Annotated in this window: 21 protein-coding genes and 1 pseudogene; 6 read left to right on the top strand and 16 right to left on the bottom strand. The window is 61.2% G+C overall.

All coding sequences use genetic code 11. The features are described 5' to 3' along the window. Positions 1-260 precede the first annotated feature (260 nt). Positions 261-1763, top strand: a complete 1503-nt coding sequence (gene ppx, locus N1078_RS11090) for an exopolyphosphatase (RefSeq protein ID WP_274088234.1) — start codon at positions 261-263, stop codon at positions 1761-1763. 34 nt (positions 1764-1797) lie between these two features. Here the strand turns inward: ppx and ppk1 are convergent, their stop codons facing one another. From ppk1 to N1078_RS11075, 3 genes are all read right to left on the bottom strand, one after another. Further along, positions 1798-4002 carry a polyphosphate kinase 1 gene (gene ppk1, locus N1078_RS11085; protein WP_274088233.1) on the bottom strand — a complete coding sequence of 735 codons (2205 nt, stop codon included), beginning with the start codon at positions 4000-4002 and terminating at the stop codon, positions 1798-1800. 18 nt (positions 4003-4020) lie between these two features. Then, positions 4021-5034 carry a porphobilinogen synthase gene (hemB, locus tag N1078_RS11080; protein ID WP_274088232.1) on the bottom strand — a complete coding sequence of 338 codons (1014 nt, stop codon included), beginning with the start codon at positions 5032-5034 and terminating at the stop codon, positions 4021-4023. Between the two features lie 251 nt (positions 5035-5285). After that, entirely contained in the window at positions 5286-6521 is a 1236-nt protein-coding gene (locus N1078_RS11075; RefSeq protein ID WP_274088231.1) for a sterol desaturase family protein, read from the bottom strand. A gap of 195 nt (positions 6522-6716) precedes the next feature. Between N1078_RS11075 and elbB the strand changes: the two genes are divergently transcribed. Both elbB and N1078_RS11065 read left to right on the top strand, forming a co-directional pair. Continuing rightward, positions 6717-7379, top strand: a complete 663-nt coding sequence (gene elbB / locus N1078_RS11070) for an isoprenoid biosynthesis glyoxalase ElbB (protein ID WP_274088230.1) — start codon at positions 6717-6719, stop codon at positions 7377-7379. Positions 7380-7487: 108 nt separating this feature from the next. Next, positions 7488-7958, top strand: a complete 471-nt coding sequence (locus tag N1078_RS11065; protein WP_274088229.1) for a thioesterase family protein — start codon at positions 7488-7490, stop codon at positions 7956-7958. Positions 7959-8060: 102 nt separating this feature from the next. Here N1078_RS11065 and N1078_RS11060 read toward each other — a convergent pair whose 3' ends face one another. Then, on the bottom strand, positions 8061-8510 hold the full coding sequence (locus tag N1078_RS11060; RefSeq protein ID WP_274088228.1) for a YaiI/YqxD family protein: 450 nt from the start codon (positions 8508-8510) through the stop codon (positions 8061-8063). A 60-nt stretch (positions 8511-8570) separates the two neighbouring features. After that, positions 8571-10460, bottom strand: a complete 1890-nt coding sequence (locus tag N1078_RS11055) for a cytochrome c/FTR1 family iron permease (protein WP_274088227.1) — start codon at positions 10458-10460, stop codon at positions 8571-8573. A 121-nt stretch (positions 10461-10581) separates the two neighbouring features. On the opposite strand from N1078_RS11055, the gene N1078_RS11050 reads away from it, so the two are divergent. Continuing rightward, entirely contained in the window at positions 10582-11355 is a 774-nt protein-coding gene (locus tag N1078_RS11050; RefSeq protein ID WP_274088226.1) for an SDR family NAD(P)-dependent oxidoreductase, read from the top strand. Positions 11356-11370: 15 nt separating this feature from the next. Here N1078_RS11050 and rhtB read toward each other — a convergent pair whose 3' ends face one another. The 4 genes from rhtB to N1078_RS11030 form a co-directional block, all read right to left on the bottom strand. After that, the gene (rhtB, locus tag N1078_RS11045) at positions 11371-12000 is read right to left on the bottom strand and encodes a homoserine/homoserine lactone efflux protein (RefSeq protein WP_274088279.1); all 630 of its coding nucleotides are present in this window, start codon (positions 11998-12000) and stop codon (positions 11371-11373) included. A gap of 82 nt (positions 12001-12082) precedes the next feature. Then, complete coding sequence (locus N1078_RS11040) at positions 12083-12850, bottom strand: TerC family protein (RefSeq protein ID WP_274088225.1); 768 nt, start codon at positions 12848-12850, stop codon at positions 12083-12085. A gap of 5 nt (positions 12851-12855) precedes the next feature. Further along, positions 12856-13410 (bottom strand): mechanosensitive ion channel domain-containing protein, encoded by a 555-nt coding sequence (locus N1078_RS11035; RefSeq protein ID WP_411912016.1) that lies wholly within the window; start codon positions 13408-13410, stop codon positions 12856-12858. 29 nt (positions 13411-13439) lie between these two features. Next, positions 13440-15350, bottom strand: a complete 1911-nt coding sequence (locus N1078_RS11030; RefSeq protein WP_274088224.1) for an ATP-binding cassette domain-containing protein — start codon at positions 15348-15350, stop codon at positions 13440-13442. A 50-nt stretch (positions 15351-15400) separates the two neighbouring features. On the opposite strand from N1078_RS11030, the gene N1078_RS11025 reads away from it, so the two are divergent. Further along, positions 15401-15865 carry a TIGR02444 family protein gene (locus N1078_RS11025; protein WP_274088223.1) on the top strand — a complete coding sequence of 155 codons (465 nt, stop codon included), beginning with the start codon at positions 15401-15403 and terminating at the stop codon, positions 15863-15865. Positions 15866-15867: 2 nt separating this feature from the next. Here the strand turns inward: N1078_RS11025 and N1078_RS11020 are convergent. Further along, a pseudogene (locus N1078_RS11020) lies at positions 15868-16755 on the bottom strand (AlgP family protein); the annotation flags it as partial. A gap of 124 nt (positions 16756-16879) precedes the next feature. Here N1078_RS11020 and N1078_RS11015 point away from each other — a divergent pair. Further along, on the top strand, positions 16880-17524 hold the full coding sequence (locus N1078_RS11015) for an FKBP-type peptidyl-prolyl cis-trans isomerase (protein WP_274088221.1): 645 nt from the start codon (positions 16880-16882) through the stop codon (positions 17522-17524). Positions 17525-17528: 4 nt separating this feature from the next. Here N1078_RS11015 and rsd read toward each other — a convergent pair whose 3' ends face one another. From rsd to hemC, 6 genes are all read right to left on the bottom strand, one after another. Beyond that, the gene (rsd, locus tag N1078_RS11010) at positions 17529-17996 is read right to left on the bottom strand and encodes a sigma D regulator (RefSeq protein WP_274088220.1); all 468 of its coding nucleotides are present in this window, start codon (positions 17994-17996) and stop codon (positions 17529-17531) included. A gap of 194 nt (positions 17997-18190) precedes the next feature. Then, the gene (locus tag N1078_RS11005; protein WP_274088219.1) at positions 18191-18733 is read right to left on the bottom strand and encodes a DUF3833 domain-containing protein; all 543 of its coding nucleotides are present in this window, start codon (positions 18731-18733) and stop codon (positions 18191-18193) included. A 23-nt stretch (positions 18734-18756) separates the two neighbouring features. Continuing rightward, a complete protein-coding gene (locus N1078_RS11000; RefSeq protein ID WP_274088218.1) occupies positions 18757-20007 on the bottom strand; it encodes a heme biosynthesis HemY N-terminal domain-containing protein in 1251 nt (416 codons plus the stop codon). After that, positions 20004-21209, bottom strand: coding sequence for a uroporphyrinogen-III C-methyltransferase (locus N1078_RS10995; protein WP_443218109.1), 1206 nt, complete (start codon positions 21207-21209; stop codon positions 20004-20006). Before N1078_RS10995 ends, N1078_RS11000 begins: the two co-directional genes overlap by 4 nt. A 16-nt stretch (positions 21210-21225) precedes the next feature. Continuing rightward, complete coding sequence (locus tag N1078_RS10990; protein ID WP_274088217.1) at positions 21226-21999, bottom strand: uroporphyrinogen-III synthase; 774 nt, start codon at positions 21997-21999, stop codon at positions 21226-21228. After that, positions 21996-22934, bottom strand: coding sequence for a hydroxymethylbilane synthase (gene hemC, locus N1078_RS10985; protein ID WP_274088216.1), 939 nt, complete (start codon positions 22932-22934; stop codon positions 21996-21998). Before hemC ends, N1078_RS10990 begins: the two co-directional genes overlap by 4 nt. Positions 22935-23048: the final 114 nt, after the last annotated feature.

Genomic DNA, 23048 nt, shown 5'->3' with positions numbered 1-23048 from the left:
AAGCAAAAGATGGGCGACATCATAGCCCGGCTTTCTCCACACAGGAAGGCGGCGGCAATTGAGCTTCTCTATGGTGCAGCCCCAAAACGACCACGCAGGCCTTTACCACGCAATTTATTCAGACCACCGGTCAGCCCAGCGCCAGCGCTGCATGCATCGCCGTACAGCGGCATTGGCGGGCGCCTGCGACATCAGTATGCGTTGGCGAGGCCAGGCTATCGTGGCACGATGACACGGTTCCGCTCTGAGATGGTTCTGCCATGCCGCATACCCCTGCCGAGTCTTTCCCTTTGATTGCAGCTATCGACCTAGGCTCCAACAGCTTCCATATGGTGCTGGCCAAAGCCGATCACGGCGAGATCCGCATCCTCGAACGCCTCGGCGATAAGGTCCAACTGGCCGCCGGCATTGACGAGCAGCGCCTGCTCAGCGAAGAGGCTATGCAGCGTGGGCTCGACTGCCTGCGCCGCTTCGCCCAGCTGACCGCCAGCCTGCCAGAAGGTGCGGTGCGTGTAGTGGGCACCAACGCCCTGCGCGAGGCGCGCAACCGTGGCGAGTTTATCCGCCGCGCCGAAGAAATTCTCGGGCACCCGGTGGAAGTCATATCCGGCCGTGAAGAAGCCCGCCTAATCTACCTCGGCGTGTCGCACAGCATTGCCGACACCCCCGGTAAACGCCTGGTCGCCGATATTGGCGGCGGCAGTACCGAATTCATCATCGGCCAACGCTTCGAACCCATGCTGCGCGAAAGCCTGCAGATGGGCTGCGTCAGCTTTACCCAGCGTTTCTTCAAGGACGGCAAGATTACTCCCGCTCGCTATGCCCAGGCTTACACCGCGGCTCGGCTGGAGATCATGGGCATCGAGCACGCCCTGCGTCGCCTCGGTTGGGAAGACGCAGTGGGTGCTTCCGGCACCATCAAGGCCATCGGCCTGACTATTCAAGCGGCCGGGCTTGGCTCGGGCGAGGTCAATGCCGAAGGGCTGGCCTGGCTGAAACGCAAAGTGTTCAAGATTGGCGATGCGGAAAAACTCGATCTCGACGGCATCAAGGTTGATCGCCGCGGGATTTTCCCGGCCGGCCTGGCGATTCTCGAGGCAATCTTCGATGCCTGTGATATCCAACGCATGAGCCACTCGGAAGGCGCGCTGCGTGAAGGCGTGCTGTATGACCTGCTGGGCCGGCATCAGCATGAAGACGTGCGTGAACGCACGCTCAGCTCGCTGATGGAGCGTTACCACGTCGACCTGGAGCAGGCGGCGCGGGTTGAAAGCAAGGCGCTGTCTGCGCTGGGCAAGGTCGCCAAGGACTGGCAACTGCAAGACGACTGCCACCGCGAGCTGCTCAGCTGGGCCGCCAAAGTGCATGAGGTGGGCCTGGATATTGCCCACTACCAGTACCACAAGCACGGCGCTTACCTGGTGGAGCACTCAGACCTTTCAGGTTTTTCCCGCCAGGATCAACAGATGCTTGCCCTGCTGGTACGCGGTCATCGGCGCAATATCCCCAAGGATAAGTTCGCCGACTTCGGTGCCGAGGGCATCAAGCTGATGCGTCTGTGTGTGCTGCTGCGCTTTGCCATCCTGTTTCACCACATTCGCGGCAGCCAAGAAATGCCCGAGGTGCAGCTCAAGGCTCGTGAACAGAGCCTGGAAATTCAATTCCCGGATGGTTGGCTGGCAAACAATCCGCTGACCCAGGCCGATTTCACCCAGGAAGCGGAGTGGCTGAAGCGTATTGGCGTCGAACTGAGCGTACGCTGAGGCGGCGCCAGCACGGCGCCACCTGCGCACAGGTTTAACGGGCGCTGATCAGCGGCGCCGTCAACTTCTCCAGCAAACCAGCCTGCGCGCTGCGCGGGTTCTGGTTGCCACTCGGGCTGCAGCGCAGGTAGCGCCCATCCGATTGCAGCACCCAGGCCTGGGTGTTGTCGCTCAGGTAGCTTTCCAGCTCCTTCTTGACCCGCAGAATCAACTTCTTGCCTTCTACTGGGAAGCAGGTCTCGACGCGCTTATCGAGGTTGCGCTCCATCCAGTCGGCGCTGGACAGGTAGATCTGCTCTTCGCCGCCATTGAGGAAGTAGAACACCCGCGTGTGCTCGAGGAAGCGGCCAATAATCGAGCGCACCTGAATATTGTGCGAGACCCCGGCAATGCCCGGGCGCAGGCAGCACATGCCGCGCACCACCAGCTCAATCTTCACCCCGGCCTGGCTGGCCTTGTACAGCGCGCGGATTATCTTGGCATCGGTCAGCGAGTTGAACTTGGCCATGATGTGCGCCGGCTTGCCTTCGGCAGCCTGGGCGGTTTCGCGGGCGATCATGTCGAGCAGGGTCTTTTTCAAGGTAAACGGCGCATGCAGCAGCTTCTTCATGCGCAGCGTCTTACCCATGCCGATTAGCTGGCTGAACAACTTGGAGACGTCCTCACACAGCGCCACATCAGCGGTCAGCAGGCTGTAGTCGGTGTACAACTTGGCGTTGCCGGCGTGGTAGTTACCGGTGCCCAAGTGCGCGTAGCGGACGATATCGCCGCTCTCACGACGCAGAATCAGCATCATCTTGGCGTGGGTCTTGAAGCCCACCACACCGTAGATCACCACCGCACCGGCCGCCTGCAAGCGGCTGGCCAGCGCCAGGTTGGACTCCTCGTCAAAGCGTGCACGCAACTCGATCACCGCGGTGACTTCCTTGCCGTTACGCGCGGCATCGACCAGCGCATCGACGATTTCCGAGTTGGCCCCCGAGCGGTACAGGGTCTGCTTGATGGCCAGCACATGCGGGTCTTTCGCCGCCTGACGCAGCAGGTCGACCACGGGGGTAAAGGACTCAAACGGATGCAGCAGGAGAATGTCCTGCTTGCTGACCACACTGAAAATGTTCTCAGCGTTCTGCAGTAATTTTGGGATCACCGGAGTGAATGGCGTGTATTGCAGCTCTGGATGGCTCTCCAGACCGGTGATACTGAACAGCCGCGTCAGGTTGACCGGACCATTGACCCGGTACAACTCGGCCTCCGTCAGGTTGAACTGCTTGAGCAGGTAGTTGAGCAATGGCTGTGGGCAGGTGTCGACCACCTCCAGGCGCACCGCATCGCCATAACGCCGGCTGAACAGCTCACCACGTAGGGCGCGGGCCAGGTCTTCGACGTCTTCGGTGTCCACCGACAGGTCGGCGTTACGGGTCAGGCGGAACTGGTAGCAGCCCTTGACCTTCATGCCCTGGAACAGGTCATCGGCGTGGGCGTGGATCATCGAGGAGAGGAACACGAAGTTGTCGCCCGGACCGCCGACATCCTCCGGCACCTTGATGATGCGCGGCAGCAGACGCGGCGCGGGAATGATCGCCAGACCGGAGTCGCGGCCGAAGGCGTCGATGCCTTCCAGCTCGACAATAAAGTTCAGGCTCTTGTTCACCAGCAGCGGGAACGGGTGCGTCGGGTCGAGACCGATCGGGGTGATGATCGGCGCGATCTCGTCGCGGAAATAGCGGCGAACCCAGGCTTTGAGCTTGGCATTCCAGAAACGTCGACGGATAAAGTTGACGTTGTGCTTGGCCAGTGCCGGGAACAGGTTGTCGTTGAGAATGGCGTATTGGCGCTCAACCTGCTCGTGTACCAACTCGGCAATCCGCGCCAGCGCCTGATGCGGTTGCAAGCCATCGGCGCCAGCCTGTTCGCGGGCGAAGTTGATCTGCTTCTTCAGGCCGGCCACACGAATCTCAAAGAACTCGTCGAGGTTGCTGGAGAAGATAAGCAGGAACTTCAGCCGCTCCAGCAACGGGTAGGACTCATCCAGCGCCTGTTCCAGCACGCGGATATTGAATTGCAGTTGTGAAAGCTCGCGGTGGATATACAGGCTGCTGTCATCCAGGTTGTGGATCACCACGGGCGCAGGTGCGACGGGCGCGGGGGCTTCGATCACAGGGGGTTCCACGGCTACAACCTCGTCGACGACCGGCTGGGCGTCTTGCAATTCAGGGGTACTGAGTCCTTCGGTGTTCATTGAAAAGTCCTGGAGGGGCTAGTGCCCCTGTTTCAGTAGTTCTGCCGCGCGCACGGCGAAATAAGTCAGGATGCCATCAGCACCCGCACGCTTGAAGGCGGTCAGTGACTCGAGAATCACCGCCTCGCTCAACCAGCCATTCTGGATAGCCGCCATATGCATGGCGTACTCACCGCTGACCTGATAGACAAAGGTCGGCACTTTGAATTCCGCTTTGACCCGGCAAAGAATGTCCAGGTAGGGCATGCCCGGCTTGACCATGACCATGTCCGCGCCTTCGGCCAGATCTGCTGCCACTTCGTGCAGCGCTTCATCGCTATTGGCGGGGTCCATCTGGTAGCTGGCCTTATTGGCCTTACCCAGGTTAGCCGCCGAACCCACCGCATCGCGGAACGGGCCGTAGTAGGCGCTGGCGTACTTGGCCGAGTAGGCCATGATCCGCACATTGCTGTGGTCAGCCAACTCCAGCGCCTCGCGGATCGCCTGCACACGGCCGTCCATCATGTCCGAAGGGGCCACCACCTGGGCACCGGCGTCAGCATGCGACAGCGCCTGTTTGACCAGTGCATCGACGGTAATGTCGTTCTGCACATAGCCATCGGCATCGAGAATGCCGTCCTGACCATGGGTGGTGAATGGGTCCAGGGCCACATCGCTGATCACCCCTAACTCGGGGAATTTGGCGCGCAGGGCACGGATCGCGCGCTGGGCAATGCCGTCCGGGTTCCAGGCCTCTTCGGCGAGCAGGGATTTCTTCTCCAACGGCGTCACCGGAAACAGCGCCAAGGCCGGAATCCCCAGCGCCACCCAGTGCTCGGCTTCTGTGAGCAGCAGGTCGATAGACAGACGCTCGACACCCGGCATCGAGGCAATCGCTTCGCGGCGGTTTTCGCCGTCGAGGACGAACACCGGCAGAATCAGGTCATCGACACTCAGGCGGTTTTCCCGCACCAGGCGCCGGGAAAAATCATCACGGCGATTGCGACGCAGGCGAGTGGCGGGGAATAGGCGATTGGCGGGGGTAAAGCTCACGACAGACTCCAAAGCCCGTAGCAACGGGCAAGTGTGACAGTTATAAGCGGCCATTATGACCAAAGTATGACAACGCACGACAGCGCTGCGACCGCTTGCCGCAAGCCCAGCCAGCATACCCCGTGGAGCATGACGAGAATATGCCGAACTGGACAGTTCCAGCCGCCGCTCACACACCTGAAACGACAACGGTGGAGCAAGCCTGCGCCTGTCCACCGGTCGAACCTGCCCGTTGTGGCCGGGCGAGCACCTCAGGCAGGCACGGCCTTTTCCCCGCGTGGCGTCCAGAACAGCGCACCCAGGCTAAGCAGGCTGTAGCCCACCAGCAGCGTCCAGAGCAGCGGCTGACTGGCCAGCAACCCCAGCTGCACAGCCAGCCAAGCCGCTGGCAGGTTTAGCAGCAGGCGCAGTACTTCCAGCTGCTTGGCATTTGGGCGGTTCTCCAACCAGACGCCAAGCACATACAAGCCGACAGCCATCCAGGCGACGCCCAAGAGCATCTGCGCCAGGCTTAGATCATTGCCCAGGCCCAGTAACAGCGTGCCGCCGAGCACATAGAGGCTGAACTGCACACCGGCATAGCACTTCTGCGCCAAGCTCAGCGGCACATCGAACTTAACGAACTGGCTCAAATCCGCCTTGTGCTGCGGGTATTTTGCCGCAACATCAGCCGGCCGCCAGCCGGTGCGCATAAACCAAATGCGCAACCTGTCCCACCAGGACTCGGCGCGCACAGCGTCACGCCACAGCGCCACATAGAACTGCACATTAGCCCACAGCGGATTCCAGCTAGCCAGCGGCGTGGTTACGCCGAATACCACCGGCTGGTCATCCAACTCCTCCTGAAAGGTGCCGAACAGGCGATCCCAGACAATGAACACACCGCCGTAGTTGCGATCCATATACACAGCATTCTGCGCATGGTGCACACGGTGGTTGGACGGCGTGATAAACAGCCACTCGTACCAGCCCAGCTTAGGGATATGCCGGGTATGCACCCAGAACTGATAAAGCAGGTTCAGCGCCGCCACCGTCAAAAATACCAGCGGCGGCACACCGGCCACGGCCATCGGCAGGTAGAAGATCCAGCCGAAGAGAAACCCGCTGCTGGTCTGCCGTAGCGCAGTGGAGAGGTTGTATTCCTCACTCTGGTGATGTACCGAATGCGCCGCCCACAGCACGTTGCGCTCATGGCCCAAGCGGTGGTTCCAGTAATAACAGAAGTCGTAGAAAACGAAGGCAAACAGCCAGACCCACAGGCTACTGGCTGATAACTCAAACAGCGCCACGTGCTGCCAGGCCACTGTGTAGGCGAATACACCAACGACCTTGGTCAACAGGCCCACAGTGGTCGACAGCACGCCAGCGCTGAGGCTGTTGATGGCATCAGAAAACCGGTAAGTGCTGAGGCCGCGCCAACGGTCGAGCAGCAACTCCAGGGCGATCAACCCAAAGAAAAACGGTACGGCGTAGAGGATGTAATTCATGGCGTCACCATTTGCAAAGAAGCGCCATATCGCTGCATGGGGCTAACAGCTAGGATGGCTGCATAAATCTTAGCCCAGCGGCGCACGCCACTTGCGGCACACCATGCCAAACTGGGTAGCAGATGGCGACAAGCGTGTTCAGGCGCCGACAAATCACAACTCAGCCCAGTGCAGCTATCAACTCAGGAGAATTTGATGAACAAGAACGTCGCGGTAATTCTTTCCGGCTGTGGTGTCTACGATGGCGCGGAAATCCATGAAAGCGTGATCACCCTGCTACGCCTCGATCAGCGCGGCGCCAAGGTGCAATGCTTTGCCCCCAACGTGGCGCAACTGCATGTGGTCGACCACTACAGCGGCGATGAAATGGACGAGACGCGCAACGTGCTGGTGGAGTCGGCGCGCATCGCCCGCGGCAAGATCAAGGACGTCAGGGAGCTGCATGTCGCTGACTTCGACGCGCTGATCATGCCGGGCGGCTTTGGCGTGGCGAAAAACCTCTCTGACTTTGCCATCAGCGGCGCCAACTGCACGGTGCAGCCGGATGTACTGAGCGCCACTCAGGCCTTCGTCAAAGCCGGCAAGCCGGTCGGGCTGATGTGCATTGCCCCGGCGCTGGCGACCAACATCTTCGGCAGCGGCGTGATCTGCACCATCGGCAACGACCACGACACGGCAGCCGCCTTGGTACAGATGGGCGCACAACACCATGAGTGTGAAGTCAGCGAGATTGTTGAAGATGCCGAGCGCAAGCTGGTGACGACGCCGGCTTATATGGTTGCCCAGTCAATCAGCGAAGCCGCCTCGGGCATCAACAAGCTGGTGGATCGGGTGCTGGAGCTCAGCCACCCGGCTTAAGTAATCCAAGGCCAATCCCGCCAATGCGCGCGGCACACCCGCCGCGCCACTGGCCAGATCAGCCACAGTGCGGCAGGTTGATTGTCCCTTCGTCCAGGCACGATCTCCATGAGCAACCCACCTTTCGAGCTGAACACCGAGCTGCAACAAGCGGTCAGTCAGTTCTTCCAGCGTATTCCCTTCAACCAGATGCTCGGCATCGAGCTGGATGAACTAAGCAGCCAGCGCGTTACCATGCACCTGCCGATGAAGCCCGAGCTGATCGGCAACTTCGTCCACGGCATTCTGCATGGTGGGGTGATTTCTTCTTTGCTGGATGTCGCGGGCGGCGCCATGGCGCTGATCGGCGCCTTCGACAAACACCAGCACCTGTCCAGCGCCGAGCGCATGGCGCGGCTGTCGAAACTCGGCACCATCGACCTGCGTATCGATTACCTGCGCCCCGGGCGCGGCCAGCGCTTTACCGCCACCGCCGTGCTGCTACGCAGCGGCAACAAGGTCGCGGTGGTGCGCAGCGAATTGCACAGCGATGACGGCACCCTGGTGGCAGTCGGCACCGGCACGTATCTGTGCGGATAGTCCAGGTCGGCTCAGAAAGCAGCGATGTGGGAGAGGCTTTAGCCGCGATGAGACGCCAAGGCTCGCCGCTAAAGCGCCTCCCACAGCAGCACGCAGGATGCGCTAACGGCTCAAGCGGGTGAGGATACGATCCAGTGAGTTGGCAAAGGCCTGCTTGTCGCGCTCGCCATAAGGCGGCTGCCCGCCACTGACCTGGCCCGCCTCACGCAGCTCGGTGAACAGGTTACGCACCGCCAGCTTGTCGCCCATGTTGCGCTCATCAAACTCACGGCCGCGTGGGTCCAGCACCGCCACGCCCTTTTTCACCAGGCGATCGGCCAACGGCACATCGCTGCAAATCACCAACTCACCGGGCACGGCATGTTCCACCAGGTAATCATCGGCGGCATCCGGGCCACTGGGTACCACGATCAGCCGCACGCAGCTGTAGGCCGGCTTAACCTGAGCCTGACCGGCTACCAATAACACCTCGAAGCGGCGCTTCAGGGCGAACTTCACCACCTGATCCTTGGCCGCTTTGGGGCAGGCATCGGCATCAATCCACACGCGCATGGCACATTACTCTTTGCAGGCAAGCCGACATGGTAAGCCATGCCGGCAACAGCCTGGCGCTTAGACTGCTAGCCGACGCTGCTCGCCCAACCAGCTACGCCCATAAAACAGCGCAATGGCCGCCAATGCGACAGCCTGGGCGGCAAGACCGTAAGCATCCGCATGAATACCCAACCAGTCGAACTCGAAGAAGGCCACGGGGTGCGTGTTCAGCACGCCGGCCTCTTGCAAAGCCGCCACACCATGGCCGGCAAACACCACCGAGAGCACGCACAACAGCACCGCGTTAGCGCCGAAGAAGGTCGCCAGCGGCAACTTGCGTGAACCGCGCAGGATCACCCAAGCCAGGCCAAGCAGCAGCGCCAGAGCGGCAGCAGCACCGGCCAGGACCATGCCATGGCCTTGCGGGCCTGCCTGTAGCCAGAGGGTTTCGTAGAACAAGATGACCTCAAACAGCTCGCGGTACACCGAGAAGAACGCCAGTACGGCAAAGCCGAAACGGCCACCACCGCCGACCAGGCTGCTCTTGATGTAATCCTGCCACGCCGCGGCATGCCGGCGATCATGCATCCACACGCCCAGCCAGAGCACCATGACACTGGCAAACAGTGCGGTAACGCCCTCAAGCACCTCGCGCTGAGCGCCACTGACATCTATCAGGTACGCCGCCAGCGCCCAAGTGGCCACCCCGGCCAACAGAGCCAGGCCCCAACCGACGTGCACACTGCGCACCGCCTGCTGCTGCCCGGTGTTGCGCAGGAAGGCGAGAATCGCCGCCAACACCAGAATCGCCTCCAACCCCTCGCGCAGCAGGATCAGCAAGCTGGAGAAGAAACTCAGCGAACCCGACAAACCATCGCTGTTGAGCAACGCCGCGGAGGTCGCCAGCTCGGCTTTGGCCTGCTCCAGACGTTGCGCGGCCTGAGGCACCGACAAACCGTCTTGCAGCGCCTGCCGATAGGCCATCAGGGCGCGCTCGGTGGTTTTGCGCTGCGCCGGATCGAGGTTGTTCAACGCCCCCTCGACCAGCTCGAAGCCTTCCAGATAAGCGGCGACAGAAAGGTCATAGGCCTGCTCGTGATCGCCGTCGCGGTAGGCGTTCAGGCTGCGTTCGAGCATCGCCTGGGTATGCCCAATCAACTGCTGCGGGCCGCGTTGTTGCGCCGGCGGCTGCGCACGTTGAGCGCGGAACCGTGCAGCAGCTGCCTCACCTTGCTCAGCGCCGACTTCGGCAGGGGTCATACCCGACAACGCAGTCAGGCTGAACGGCTCGCCCTGATCAGCTGACGTGGCGCTGAACCCGGCGATGTAACTGGCCAGGTCCCAACGCTGGCGTTCATCCAGCTGATCAGCAAAGGCCGCCATATCGGTGCCGTCGATACCCAGACCGACGGTGTTGTACAGGTCATACAGGCTTAACCGGTCCAGCCGCGTCAGGTCGCGCAGGTTAGACGGTGGCGGCTCCAAACCAAGGCCGGCCGGCCCATCGCCGGCACCGCTAGCACCATGGCAAACGCTACAGTGCTGGGCGAACAACGGCGCGCCACGGCTGGGGTCGGGCGTGATGGCCGGAGCCTGGCTGACGCCATAGGCCGTAGCCAGCGTCGCGGCTAGCTCACGGGCCTTCAGGGCGACCAGGTTGCCCTCGACACGCTGTTCGATACCCGTACGCAGGCTAGCCACGCCCTGCTGCAGCTCGGCCTGCTCGTCACGCGCCGGCAGCGCAACGATCAAGCCTTGCAGTACAGTAAGAAACTCAAGCTGCTCGCGGTATTCGCCGGAGTCGACAACTTGCCCATTGGCCACGGTGGCTGGGTAGTCAGCCCCTAGGTAACCCAACAAATGCAAAGCTTGCGCCGCGCCCTCAATAGGCTCGGCCATAACAGCCAGGCTACACAGTGCCAACACGGGCATCAGCAACCAGCTGCAGAAACGCAATACGGAAGTCATAGAGGATAGGATCCAAATACGAATGAATGACAATACCATTGTCATCCTCGCACTGGCTTTCCTCAACCTCTGATCGACCTAGATCCGCGACGGATTGTCGCAATCACGCAGGAGTGCTCCGATGAGTTTTTCGCAACGCCTCGACGAACCGGCCTATGCACTGGTCTGTGGTGCCAGCCGTGGTATCGGCTTGGCACTGACCACGCAGCTACTGGCCCGCGCAGAGATAGCCGGTGTTTGGGCGGTTGCCCGCCAGGCCAGCCAAGCTGCCGAACTGCAGGCACTGGCCCTAGAACATGGCACGCGCCTGCACTGCCTGGATGTCGATGTATGCGATGAACAGGCTCTAAGTGAATTGGCCACACAGCTGCGCGCAGCAATACCGCGCCTGCACCTGCTGCTGTGCACGGTCGGAGTGCTACAGGACGGCGCCGCCAAAGCCGAAAAGGGCCTGGCCCAACTCAACCTTGAGGGGCTGCTAACCACCTTTGCGCGCAACAGCTTCGCGCCGATCTTGCTGCTCAAGCACCTGCTGCCGTTGTTACGCGGCAAGCACCCGTGCACGGTCGCGGCGCTGTCGGCACGGGTTGGCTCAATTGGCGACAACCGCCTAGGCGGCTGGTACAGCTACCGCGCCAGCAAAGCGGCACTCAACCAGTTGCTACACACTGCGAGCATTGAGCTCAGCCGCCTCAATCCCAACAGCTGCGTACTCAGCCTGCACCCCGGCACCACCGACACTGAGCTGTCGAAACCCTTTCAGGCCAATGTGCCGGCCGACCAACTGTTCACCCCAAGCTATGCCGCCGAATGCCTGCTGGCGCAGGTTGAACGGCACGGCCCCGAGCAAACCGGCACGTTCTGGGGCTGGGACGGCCAGCCGATTCCTTGGTAACTCAACCCGCTTAGATCAGATCGGCGCGCGGCGCACACTGGCCAGCAAGGCCGCCGCACCAATAAACAGCGCGCCGAAGGTGCGGTTCATCAGTTGCTGTTGGCGTGGCGAACGCAGCGCACGCAACACCCGTGCCGCCAGGCCGGTGTAGCCGGCCATAACGATCAGATCAACGCAGATCATGGTCACGCCTATCAGCAGGTACTGGATCAACAACGGCGCCTGTGGATTGATGAACTGCGGCAACACCGCGAGTATGAAAACGATCGCCTTGGGGTTGCCGAAATTGACCAGAAAACCGCGCAACACCAAGCTCAGCGGCCGCCCGATGGGACGCTCGGTTTGCGCCATCATATCACTGGGCAAGGCCTGCCACTGGCGATAGCCGAGGTACACCAGGTACGCCACGCCAAACCACTTGATCAGGCTGAAGGCTAACTCCGACGCTGCCAAGACCGCCCCGACCCCAGCCGCCACAATGGCAATCTGCAACGCCAAGCCCAGCTGCAAACCTAGAGCATTCCAGTAGCCCCGCCAGAAGCCATACTGCAAACCGGCCGACATCGAAGCAATCGCCCCGGCGCCTGGCGACAGGCTGATGATCCAACAGGCAACAAAGAACGCAAGCCAGGTTTCCAATACCATCGCACACACCTCAAACAGAACAATAAAAAAGGGGTAAGCCATGCAGCCTACCCCTTGTTGTGTAACTCGCCCAGCCAGTGAATCAGTCCGGCGAACCTTTACGCAGCTGCACTGGATCCAACCCTTCTTCCTTGCGCGCGCGGGCACGGGCCACACGCATGCGGATATTGACGGCTTCCACCGCCAGCGAGAAGGCCATGGCGAAGTACACATAACCCTTAGGCACATGCACGCCGAAGGCTTCGGCAACCAGCACAGTACCGACCACGATGAGGAACGACAGGGCGAGTATTTTCAGGCTCGGGTGCTTGTCGATAAAGTCGCTGATGGTGCCTGCCGAGAGCATCATCACGATCACCGAGATGATGATGGCCGCGACCATGACGGGCACGTTGTCGACCAGGCCGACTGCAGTAATCACCGAATCCAGAGAGAACACGATGTCGATGATAGCGATCTGCACGATGATGCCCATAAAGCCATAGGTCTTGCCGCCGACGGCCTGAGCTTCTTCTTCGCCTTCCAGGCTGTGGAAGATCTCGGCAGTGCTCTTCCACAACAGGAACAGGCCACCAAAGAGCAGGATCAGATCACGCCCGGAGAAGCCTTGATCGAACACATGGAACAGGTCGGCCGTCAGGCGCATCACCCAGCTGATCGACAACAGCAGCAGAATTCGCGTGCCCATGGCTAACGCCAGGCCGAAGAAGCGCGCCTTGGGTTGCTGATGCTTGGGCAGGCGGCTGACCAGAATCGAGATAAAGATGATGTTGTCGATGCCCAGGACAATTTCCAGGGCAGTCAGGGTCAGAAACGCGACCCAGATTTCAGGGTTGCTCAGCCATTCCATAGGAATCAGATCTCGGAGGTACGCTCAGGGGGGAGTTGACCATTACGCCAGCGGCGCACGGCTTTTTGGAAAAACAGGCTATTGGGAATCTGCACCCAGGCGCCGGGCGCATCACCGCTGAGGTCTTCCAGGGTGGTATAGAACAGGTTGATCGCTACCACGCGCCCACGCACGCCGGGCTTGTCGGCACTTTCCAGCACCTCGACACAATCGCCCAGACGGAACGGCCCCATGGCGAAAATCAGCAGCGCGCAGAACATGTTGGACAACACGCTCCAGATGGCGAAAAAGGCAATCGCCGCCACGGCGGCAAACCCGGTGAGGGCCGTCCACAGCACCTGAGCGGAAACGCCCAAACGCTCCAGCACCAACATAAAGGCACTGCCGAGAATCAACCAGCGCAGCAAACCGCGCAACGGCATCAGTAGCTCGGCCGGTAGCTGCGGATAACGGTTGCCGAGACGGGTGATGCCGCGAGTGAAGATGCGCTGAAACACCCAGGCCAGCAGCAGGATCAAGATCACCTGGCCGGTTCTGACCAGCGGTTCGCGCCAGGTCATCAGCCATTCAAGGGTAGGCAGGGTGATGTTCAACTGGCCGCTTCCAGCTCAGCCTGCAAGGCTTCGAGGGTTTCCAGTGCAGACATCCAACGCTCCTCCAGATCGGCTTCGCGGCTTTTCAGCTTAGCCTGCTCAGCCAGGGCATCACGCAATGCGTCCTTCTGCGCAGCTTCGTAGATCTCGCTATCAGCCAAACGGGCTTCCACGGCAGCCAGCTTTTCATGCAGCTGGCCCAGCTCTTTCTCCAGCTTGTCGGCTTCACGTTTGTGCGGCGCCAGTTGCTGACGCAGCGCGGCCGCTGCCTGACGCTGCACGCGCTTGTCGGCTTTATCCGGGTTGCTCTCGCCGCTGCTGCTCGGTGCCTGCCGCGTGCGGTAATCCACCAGCCAACGCGCGTAGTCTTCCAGGTCACCGTCAAACGGCTGCACCTGACCATCGGCGACCAACAGGAACTCATCGGTGGTGCTTTTCAGCAAGTGCCGGTCGTGGGACACCACCACTACGGCGCCACTGAATTCCTGCAGCGCCATGGTCAGCGCCAGGCGCATTTCCAGGTCGAGGTGGTTGGTCGGTTCATCGAGCAGCAGCAGGTTGGGCTTGCCCCAGGCAATCAGCGCCAAGGCCAGACGGGCTTTCTCGCCGCCGGAGAAATTCAGCACCGGCTCGTCGCAACGTGGGCCACGGAAGTCGAAACCACCGAGGAAGTCGCGCAGGGTCTGTTCACGCTCGGTCGGTGCCAGGCGCTGAAAATGCAGCAGCGGGCTGGCCTTGTCATCCAGGGCATCGAGCTGGTGCTGGGCAAAATAGCCGACGACCAAGTTCTCGCCGCGTTGCAGGTGACCGCTGATCGGCTGCAGCTCATTCGACAGGTTTTTGATCAGGGTCGACTTACCCGCGCCGTTCGGCCCGAGCAGGCCCAAGCGCGCGCCGGGAACCAAGCTCAGTTTGACCTTTTCCAGTACCACCTTGTCGCCATAACCGAGGCGGCCTTCGCTAAGGCTCAGCAGCGGGCTGGAAATCTTGTCCGCCTCGCGGAAGCTGAAATCAAAGGGCGAGTCGACATGCGCGGCCGACAACTCCTCCATACGTTCCAGCGCCTTGATTCGGCTCTGCGCCTGGCGCGCCTTGGTGGCCTGGGCCTTGAAGCGCGCAATATACTTTTCCATGTGCGCGCGCTGTGCCTGCTGCTTCTCGTAGGCCTGCTGCTGCTGCGCCAGACGCTCGGCACGGGTGCGCTCGAAGGCCGAATAGCCACCGCGATACAGGGTCAGCTTCTGCTGATCGAGGTGAGCGACGTGATCGACCACGGCATCGAGGAAATCACGGTCGTGAGAAATCAACAGCAAGGTGCCGGGATAGCCCTTCAGCCAGCTTTCCAGCCAGAGAATCGCATCCAGATCGAGGTGGTTGGTCGGCTCGTCGAGCAGCAGCAGGTCGGACGGGCACATCAGCGCCTGCGCAAGATTCAGGCGCATACGCCAACCGCCGGAGAAATCGCCGACGCGGCGGTCCATCTGCGCGCTGTCGAAACCCAGGCCGGCGAGCAGTTTGCGCGCACGGGCATCGGCGGTGTAACCGTCGAGGGTGTCCAGCTCGATGTGCAAGCGCGCCACCGCAGCGCCGTCATGCGCGGCTTCGGCGACGGCCAATTCGGCCTGCACCCGCCGCAACTGCACGTCACCATCGAGCACGTAGTCCACCGCCTGGCGCTCGACCGCGTCGATCTCCTGGCGCATGTGGGCCACTCGCCAATCGGCGGGAATCAGGCAGTCGCCCGCGTCCGCACTCAGCTCGCCACGAAACAGGGCAAACAGGCTGGATTTGCCGGCACCGTTGGCGCCGATCAGGCCGGCTTTGTGGCCGGGGTGCAGGGTCATCTCGGCGTCTTCTAGCAAACGCTGAGGGCCACGCTGTAAAGTCAGGTTCTGGAGTCGGATCATAATGGCGGCGGAGTCTACCAGAGTCCCCCTTGAGAAATCCGGAAAGCACCATGTCCACTGATCTGTGGCGATTCGCCGAAGCACTCTATCAACGCCCCGGCGTCGAAGCCGCCTGCCTGCAATTACAAGCGCAAGGGGCTGACGTTTGCCTGCTGCTGTGCGCCGCCTGGCTGGAACGCCATCAGGTGACCTGCAACCAAGCACGCATCGATGCCCTGCATGGCCTTGCGCAGCCTTGGCAGCAGCAGGTAATCGAACCCCTGCGACAGGTACGGCAAGCCTGGCGCGAACAAGCCCAACGCGATAAGCCCCTGGCGCACCTGCGCGAACAGGTGAAACGGCTTGAGTTAGAGGCTGAGCAAGAGTTGCTGGAACGTCTGTCAGCGCAGATTCAGAACTGGCTAAACGACGCCGCAATAGCGCCCGCAGAATGGCTGGAACGCCTGGCGGGTGATGCGGCCGACCACGATGCGCTGCACAGGCTACGCACCGCGGCGGCTCAACTCACGGACTAAACGGCGCCAGACGCGGAGCTGTCAGCGGCTGTAACAGGCGCTTCGACCTTGGCAGCCACTGGCTTGGCGGCCGGCTTACTGGCGGGCTTAGCGGCTGGAGCTTTTTTAACGGCAGGTTTAGCGGCCGTTGTTCTGCTAGCGGCTGGCTTGGCACGGCTAGTAGCTGCCGGCGTCTTGACTGGCGGCTTTGCCGCTGGCTTGGCTGCGGCGGGTGCTTTGGCCGGTGCCTTGGCGGCTGGTTGAGCGGCTGGTTGAGCGGCTGGTTTAGCGGGCGCCTTAGCGGCCACTGGCTTGGCCGGCGCTTTCGCCACAGGCTTTGCTGCCACAGGGGCTTTAGCCGCTGGCTTCGCCGGGGCCTTGGCCGTGCTTGCCGCAGGCTTGCGGGCGGGTTTGGCGGATGCTGTGCTGGCGGGCGCTTTTGCCGGGGCTTTGCGGGCTACGGGCTTGGCTGCAGGCTCGACCATCGCGGCCTTGGCAGTGCGACTATCCAGCGCCTTGTTCGCGGCTTCTTTGACCTTACCGACGCCCTGAGCCAGTTTCAGGCTTTCCTGAGCGTCACGCTTAAGCCCTGCGATATAGCTGCGGGTTTCGCTTTGACGGTCTTTCAAGGTATCGAGCAGTTGCTCCAACTCAGACACCGCGTCTTTTGCTTTGGCCTGGGCCTTGGCTTTACCGGCAACGGCCGCGTCCTGCATTTTGCTGCGCGCTTTATGCAGTTTTTCCTGAGCTTTGCCGCGCTGCTTTTCCAGCTTGGCGAGCAACTTCTCAGCATCAACCAAGGCACGCGTACAAGCGTCCTCAAGATGCTCAAGCAGGCTACTGGAAAGCTGCTGCAACAAGTGCAGGGGGGTACTCACTGAATTCTTCTTTGCGTTCTTTTTAGCCGACATGACGCGCCTCCTGGCGGATGAGATGACGTCATACTAGACCTCCTCTCACCTGCCTTGCCACCTCGTGCATTGAGGTGGCGCACTTGGCAGGCATAATCGGCGCACCTTCGGCCGGAGAACCGCCATGTCACGCTTTACCCTGCTTCTGATCTGCCTGCTCGCACCCTGGGCTCAAGCAGATAATCATAACCATGATCTCGCCTACAGCCTGGGAGTCAGGCTCGGCGAGCGGCTGCGCGATGAAGTGCCTGATTTACAGCTGCAGGCCCTGCTCGATGGGCTGCGCCAGGCCTACCACTACGAGCCGCTGGCACTGGACGCCAAGCGCATCGAAAGCCTGTTGGCTGAACATGAAGCGCACCTGAGCGAAGCGCCGGAACGCATCGAAAAAGCTAAAGCCGCCGAGCAGCGTTTTCTCGCCAAGGAGAAAGCCAAAGCGGGCGTGCGCGTACTGCAGGATGGTGTGCTGATGCAGGAACTGCGCGCCGGCAGCGGTCGCAAACCTGGCCCGAAAGACCGTATTCACGTGCGCTATATCGGTTTTCTGGCCGATGGCAGCCAATTTGACGAAAGCCAGACTGCGCAGTGGTTTCGCTTGGATAGCGTAATCGCCGGATGGCGCAGCGCCGTGCAGGAGATGCCGGTAGGTGCGCAGTGGCGTTTGGTGATTCCCTCGGCCCAGGCGTATGGCGAAGAGGGTGCAGGGGATCTGATCCCTCCCTACGCACCCCTGGTGTTCGAACTGGAATTGCTCGACACCAAGGAGTAGCGAATCAGAGCGCTGGCGCGGCCTGTTCCTGATGGGCGTTGTGCAGGACTTCAATCAGGCAGTCCTCCAACTCGAAACGCTCATGCAGAAGCTGACCCAGGCGTTTCAGCTCATCAAGCAGCGATGCCGAGTCAGCACAGTCGCCCGTGTCGCAGCGATCATTGAACGCCAGCGCCACTTCGGTAATCACCTCAATACGCGGGTAGATTTGCTTGGCTAACTCAAGCCCGCGCTGATCACCAAATGCTTTGGCTTCGCTGGTCAGTTGCTCATAGACCTCGAAGTGACCCGCCGACACATAGTCGACCAGGATTTCGCAGAAACTCAGCAGCGTCTTAGCGGCTGACGCTTGCGCTGAACCGTCGATGGCGGCGTATGCCTCCACCAGTTCCTTGCGCTCTTGCAGCCAGCGGTCAATCAGCAGGTGAACTCCACCCCAGCGTTCTTGGGCGTTCTGACAACTCTCGAGCATGATGACCTCTACTTCCCTATTGCTATTAGTGTTGTTCGCCTGCGCCGAGACAGTTTTTTGTCAGTTCGAGCAGGGTCGGGGAAGACAGCCGTGAAGCGGCAACTTTCCGGCAGTGCTGCAGCCAGACTATTCCCGCAGGCCTAAGCCTTCAAGGCAGCTCCGGAGATAATTTCATACAAGCGTTTAACCGGTAATTACTGAGTGCCCTCAACCAGCGCAGGCTTATAAAAGCTCAGGGTAACCTGGCCAAGATCAATGCCCCACTTGGACATACGCGCCCGGTTAAGCATGACTTGACCGTCCATCAGGTACATCCAATCATCAAAATCAACGACATAGGTCGAGTCATCGACCTTCAGGCGTAGCTGGTAACGCCAATTTAGGGCATTGCCTGCAACGTGACCGATAGCCTCGCCCACCACATCATCGGCCGTGCCACGCCAACTGCCGTCAGCCTGTTTTTTTAGGGTCCAGACGCGCCGTTCGGTGCTGCCATCGCTGTAGGTGAAGCGCTCGTCGAGCACACCCACATCGCCGTTCCAGGTGCCAGTCATGGCCACATGGAAGCGTTTGACCACCTCGCCGGAACGGTTCTGAAACATGCCCCAGGCCTGCAACTCACCGTTGAAGTAATCACTCAGCTCCAGGCTGGGCTGCTCACGGGCATAGTCGCTGACCTGGGGCCCCGCGCAACCGAGCAGCAACAACGCCAGGCATCCCATCAACAAGGCTCGCATAAGCACCTCACAAAACGCTTAGTTCAGGTGGTTACCGGTAAAGCCGGCGTGCACAACCGTGAATCGAGCAAACTCAAACCTTCCTGATACAGGCTGTTACTGCGCGCCAGGTCACCCAACTGCGCTTGCAGACGGGCCAGTTCGGTGCAGGTTTCCGGATGACGCTGGAAGGTCAGGCTGCTTTCCAGGTAATCCTGGGCCTTACCCCACAGTTGGCTGTGCAGGCATAGTCGCCCCAACGTCAACAGCAAGCCAGCATCGTCTGGGTGCTGCTTCAACCAGCCTTCGGCCGCCTGCAACTGGCGCCCAAGATCCGATCCACGCAACAAGCCGTAAAGGCGCACCAGGGCCGTGTCGTAATGCTGTTTGAGGAAATGCCGCAGCAGCTCTTCCGCCTCAGCTTCGGCGCCCAATTGGCGCAGTTGCTCGGCATACACTGCCACCAGCTCGGGTTGCTTATGCTGTGCTGCCGGCATGGCTTGCCAGGCCTGTTGCAACACCGCTAGAGCCGCTTGCGCGTCACCTTCTTCCTGCTGCCCCGCCTGCAACAAGCGCCCGCGCCAAGCCTGGCGTTCCAGCTCACTCAGTTCGGCATTGCCGAGTATTTTTTCTTTACGCAGATCCGGCAACAGGCCAAGCAGGGCCGACCAATCTTCAGACTGCAGATAAAGCTGCTGCAGCTGACGCAGCACGAGGTGGTGGTGCGGGTGGCGCGAGCGCATGACCTGCAAGGTCTCCAGCGCCTCAGCAGTCTGGCCGCGCGCCAGTTGCAGCTCAGCATGCTGCAAGGCAATCGCCAGCTCCGCTTGCGGCTGACGGTTGAGGGCCTGTTCCAGCAGGTCGTCACTGTCTGCGTATTGACCCAGCTGGTGCGCGGCACGCGCCGCCCCCAGGTAATAACTCAATGGCTGCGGCGAATGGTCTGCCGCCTGTTTCAGGTGACGTAGCGCGCGAGCCCAACGGCCTTCAGCCAGGTCAAGAAAGCCCTGCTGCGATGCCACACGCGCGCGGCGACGATTGTGCAAAGAGGACCAGGGGTTGAGCAAACCGCCAGACGTGACCAGCAATCTCAGGCTCAGGCGTACCAGGTAAACCAATAGCCAAACCACCAACACCAACGCTACAAATGCCCACAGACTGGACTCATAGCGGAAGCCCTGAAAGGCAATCAGCACATAGCCCTTGTGCTCGGCCAACGGCAGACCGAACAACACCAGACTGGCGACGGCGGCGACAACCGCCAAGATCAACAGCAACCAGTAGATACGCTTCATTGCAGCGCCTCCTGCGATGAAGCCTCGGCAGCCTCTGCGGCACTGGCCGCTGGCTTAGTCTCGCTGGGCTGCTGCAGACGTGCGGCCTGCTTGGCCTGAATGTATGCCTGCACGGCATTCAGCGTTGGCGCCAAGTCCGGTGGTGTTACCGCAATCGGCTGCTCAGCCAATTCATCGATGCGCGCGCGTAAGGCACGACGGTTCGGGTTATCCAGATCAAAGTGCGCATCCAACACCTCGCGCGCCTGCTGCAACGCCTGTCGATAGACGTCGCTCTGGCCATGCAACGCGCCCCATTGCGCCTGCTCCAGCGCCAGGCTGAGTGCCAGGCGCACCTGAGTCAGGCTCTGGCCGGCCAACATCGGGCGAATATTGCGATCGGCATTGAAGTCGATGCGGAAATATTCCGCCAAGGTCTGCAAGGCGCGCTGCCACCATTGCGGCTCAGCAGCACCCTCGCTCGCCAATTCACTGAGCACACCACCTTCGCCACTAAACACCGGAGCCTGGGCATTGAGTTGTGCTACCTGCTCACGCAACGCGCCGAGCTGGAGGAACAACCCGGTACGGTCAGGGTTGAGGGTCGAACGTAGCGCTTGCAGGCTCTTGGCCAACTGCTCACGAGCAGCAAACGCAGCAGGATCATTTTGTTCACGGAGGATTTCATCGGCGGCCTGCACCAGCGCGGTGGCACTGCTTATGTCCTGCAACGCAGACAGTCGCAGGCTGGCCAGGCGCAGCAGGTGCTCGGCTTCAGCCAAGCGCCAGTCTTGCCGGCTGGCTCCCAGCACTGTCTCCAGACGCTGGTTAAGTAACTGCTGCTCCCCTTGCAGCTGCGTCAGCAGGCGACGACGCGACTCCAACTCATCAACGCTGGGCAGCTGGTCGATACGCGCCTCCAGCGTCCGGCCAACCTGCGTCAGGCTCTGCGCCGCGCTCAGCGCTTCATTACGCCCATCCTGCAACTGGCTCAGCTGTTGCTGCTCGCGTGCCTCCATCCCGTGTAGCTGCCACAGCCCCCAGCCCCCAGCGCCGGCACCTGCCGCCGCAATCAGTAATGCCAGCAGCGCCAGGCCATTACCACGTGCGGCCGATTTATTCGCGCCGGGTGCAGGCGTGAGCGGTATGTCCGTGGCGGCATCCACCGGCGTCTGCGCTTGCTCGTTCGGGGCTTGATCTTTCGGAGTAGTTGCTTCGCTCACGTATCCATCCTTTGCGTCAGAGATCAGGGGTAGGTTGCGCTTGCAACGCCGCCAGCAACGCCGCGGCACTCGCGCCACGGCAATCCACAACAAATTGCGCACCTGCCGCACGGGCCATTTCGGCGACGCGCGGGCTGGGTACAAATAAGGGTAGCAGGGCCAGCTCAGCCCACGCCTCGGCAGCCAACTCGCGCAAATGCACAAAGCCCTGCCCACTGCTGACCATCAGGGCGTTCAAGTGTTCGGTTTCAACCTGCTTGGCCAGCGCCGCCGGCGGGTATTCCGGCAGCACCCGCCGATACAGGGCGAGACAGTCCACCTGCACGCCTTGGCCGCGCAACCGCTCGGCCATGTACTCTCGACCACCTTCACCACGCAGGATCAGCACCCGTGGATCAGTGGCCGCCGCCAGAGCATGCTGAAATGCCGGCAACGCCAGCAGCGCCTCACTGTCATCGCCCTGATCGGGATAATGCACCTGCAGGCCATGCTCCTGAAGGAGCTGCGACGTAGCAGCACCAACACTGAACCAAGGCTGGGTGACAGGTGTTGCCACTTGGTAGCGCTGCAATAGTTCGAGCCCCAAACGCGCTGCGGGCTTACTCACTACGATCACCGCGCAGTAGCGGCTCAGCCCCATAAGGGTGGCGCGTAGTTCGGCACACTCGCCCAGCGCCTCGATCGCCAGCAACGGCAAACTGCTGCTGTAAATACCCTGCTGGGCCAAGGTTGCAGCGAGTGCGGCCGACTCCTGAGTCGGCCGCGTTAGCAGCAAACGCCACCCTTTCACTCGGCTGCGGCCTCACCGTACACAGCTTGCAGGATGGCCGCTGCACCCTGCGCCAACAGGGCTTCAGCCACCGCAACGCCGAGTTTTTCGGCATCGGCACTACTGGCGCGCTGCTCGGCGCGCAGCAGTTGCGAACCATCCGGCTGGCCGACCAAACCGCGCAACCACAGCTGCTCACCTTCAAGCAGCGCATAACAGGCGATCGGCACCTGGCAGCCACCATTCAGGTGTTTGTTTAGCGCGCGCTCGGCCGTTACCCGCACCGCGGTGTCGCGGTGATGCAGGGGCGCCAGCAGGGCATGGATTTCGCTGTCGGCGCTGCGGCACTCAATCCCCACAGCCCCCTGGCCGCCAGCCGGCAGGCTGTCTTCGGCGCTGATCGAGGCGCGAATGCGGCTTTCGAAGCCCAGACGGATCAGACCCGCTGCGGCGAGGATGATCGCGTCGTAGTCGCCGGCATCCAGCTTGGCCAGGCGGGTGTTGACGTTGCCACGCAGGAACTGGATTTTCAGATCCGGCCGGCGCGCCAGCAGCTGGGCCTGACGGCGAAGACTGGAAGTGCCGACCACGCTACCGGAAGGCAAGGCATCGAGGCTTGCGTAGGTGTTTGAAACGAAGGCGTCACGCGGATCTTCGCGCTCGCAGATGCAGTACAAGCCCAGGCCTTCAGGGAAATCCATCGGTACATCCTTCATCGAATGCACAGCGATGTCAGCCTGATTCTCCAGCAACGCGGTTTCTAGCTCTTTGACAAACAGACCCTTGCCGCCAATCTTCGCCAGCGGCGCATCGAGCAGTTTGTCGCCACGGCTGACCATTGGTACCAGGCTGACCTTGAGGCCAGGATGCGCCTGTTCGAGACGCGCTTTGACGTGTTCAGCCTGCCACAGGGCCAGGGCACTTTTACGGGTGGCGATGCGAATTTCGCGAGACATGAGCAATTCCAGAAAACGAACTGCCGGGGATAATAACAGGCTGGCCCACATCAGGCCTGCAACCGGACAGTCAATGCCCCTTCGCCTCTACGGTCGGATCGCCGGGGTGCCGCA

The sequence above is a fragment of the Pseudomonas sp. MIL19 genome (genome assembly GCF_028680365.1).
Lineage (GTDB): Bacteria > Pseudomonadota > Gammaproteobacteria > Pseudomonadales > Pseudomonadaceae > Aquipseudomonas > Aquipseudomonas spirodelae.
Note: the sequence above shows the minus strand (reverse complement) of the source record. Positions and strands in the feature narration are given on the sequence as shown.

Bases quoted from the DNA above. Each gene is read 5' to 3' on its own strand.
- rhtB (WP_274088279.1), bottom strand. From the start codon at position 12,000: ATGGTATTGGAAACCTGGCTTGCGTTCTTTGTTGCCTGTTGGATCATC.
- N1078_RS11040 (WP_274088225.1), bottom strand. From the start codon at position 12,850: ATGGAATGGCTGAGCAACCCTGAAATCTGGGTCGCGTTTCTGACCCTG.
- N1078_RS11005 (WP_274088219.1), bottom strand. From the start codon at position 18,733: ATGCGAGCCTTGTTGATGGGATGCCTGGCGTTGTTGCTGCTCGGTTGC.
- N1078_RS11065 (WP_274088229.1), top strand. From the start codon at position 7,488: ATGAGCAACCCACCTTTCGAGCTGAACACCGAGCTGCAACAAGCGGTC.
- N1078_RS11050 (WP_274088226.1), top strand. From the start codon at position 10,582: ATGAGTTTTTCGCAACGCCTCGACGAACCGGCCTATGCACTGGTCTGT.
- hemC (WP_274088216.1), bottom strand. From the start codon at position 22,934: ATGTCTCGCGAAATTCGCATCGCCACCCGTAAAAGTGCCCTGGCCCTG.
- ppk1 (WP_274088233.1), bottom strand. From the start codon at position 4,002: ATGAACACCGAAGGACTCAGTACCCCTGAATTGCAAGACGCCCAGCCG.
- N1078_RS11000 (WP_274088218.1), bottom strand. From the start codon at position 20,007: ATGAAGCGTATCTACTGGTTGCTGTTGATCTTGGCGGTTGTCGCCGCC.
- rsd (WP_274088220.1), bottom strand. From the start codon at position 17,996: ATGCTCGAGAGTTGTCAGAACGCCCAAGAACGCTGGGGTGGAGTTCAC.
- N1078_RS11060 (WP_274088228.1), bottom strand. From the start codon at position 8,510: ATGCGCGTGTGGATTGATGCCGATGCCTGCCCCAAAGCGGCCAAGGAT.
- elbB (WP_274088230.1), top strand. From the start codon at position 6,717: ATGAACAAGAACGTCGCGGTAATTCTTTCCGGCTGTGGTGTCTACGAT.
- N1078_RS11030 (WP_274088224.1), bottom strand. From the start codon at position 15,350: ATGATCCGACTCCAGAACCTGACTTTACAGCGTGGCCCTCAGCGTTTG.
- N1078_RS11015 (WP_274088221.1), top strand. From the start codon at position 16,880: ATGTCACGCTTTACCCTGCTTCTGATCTGCCTGCTCGCACCCTGGGCT.
- N1078_RS11035 (WP_411912016.1), bottom strand. From the start codon at position 13,410: ATGACCTGGCGCGAACCGCTGGTCAGAACCGGCCAGGTGATCTTGATC.
- ppx (WP_274088234.1), top strand. From the start codon at position 261: ATGCCGCATACCCCTGCCGAGTCTTTCCCTTTGATTGCAGCTATCGAC.
- N1078_RS11055 (WP_274088227.1), bottom strand. From the start codon at position 10,460: ATGACTTCCGTATTGCGTTTCTGCAGCTGGTTGCTGATGCCCGTGTTG.
- N1078_RS11075 (WP_274088231.1), bottom strand. From the start codon at position 6,521: ATGAATTACATCCTCTACGCCGTACCGTTTTTCTTTGGGTTGATCGCC.
- N1078_RS11025 (WP_274088223.1), top strand. From the start codon at position 15,401: ATGTCCACTGATCTGTGGCGATTCGCCGAAGCACTCTATCAACGCCCC.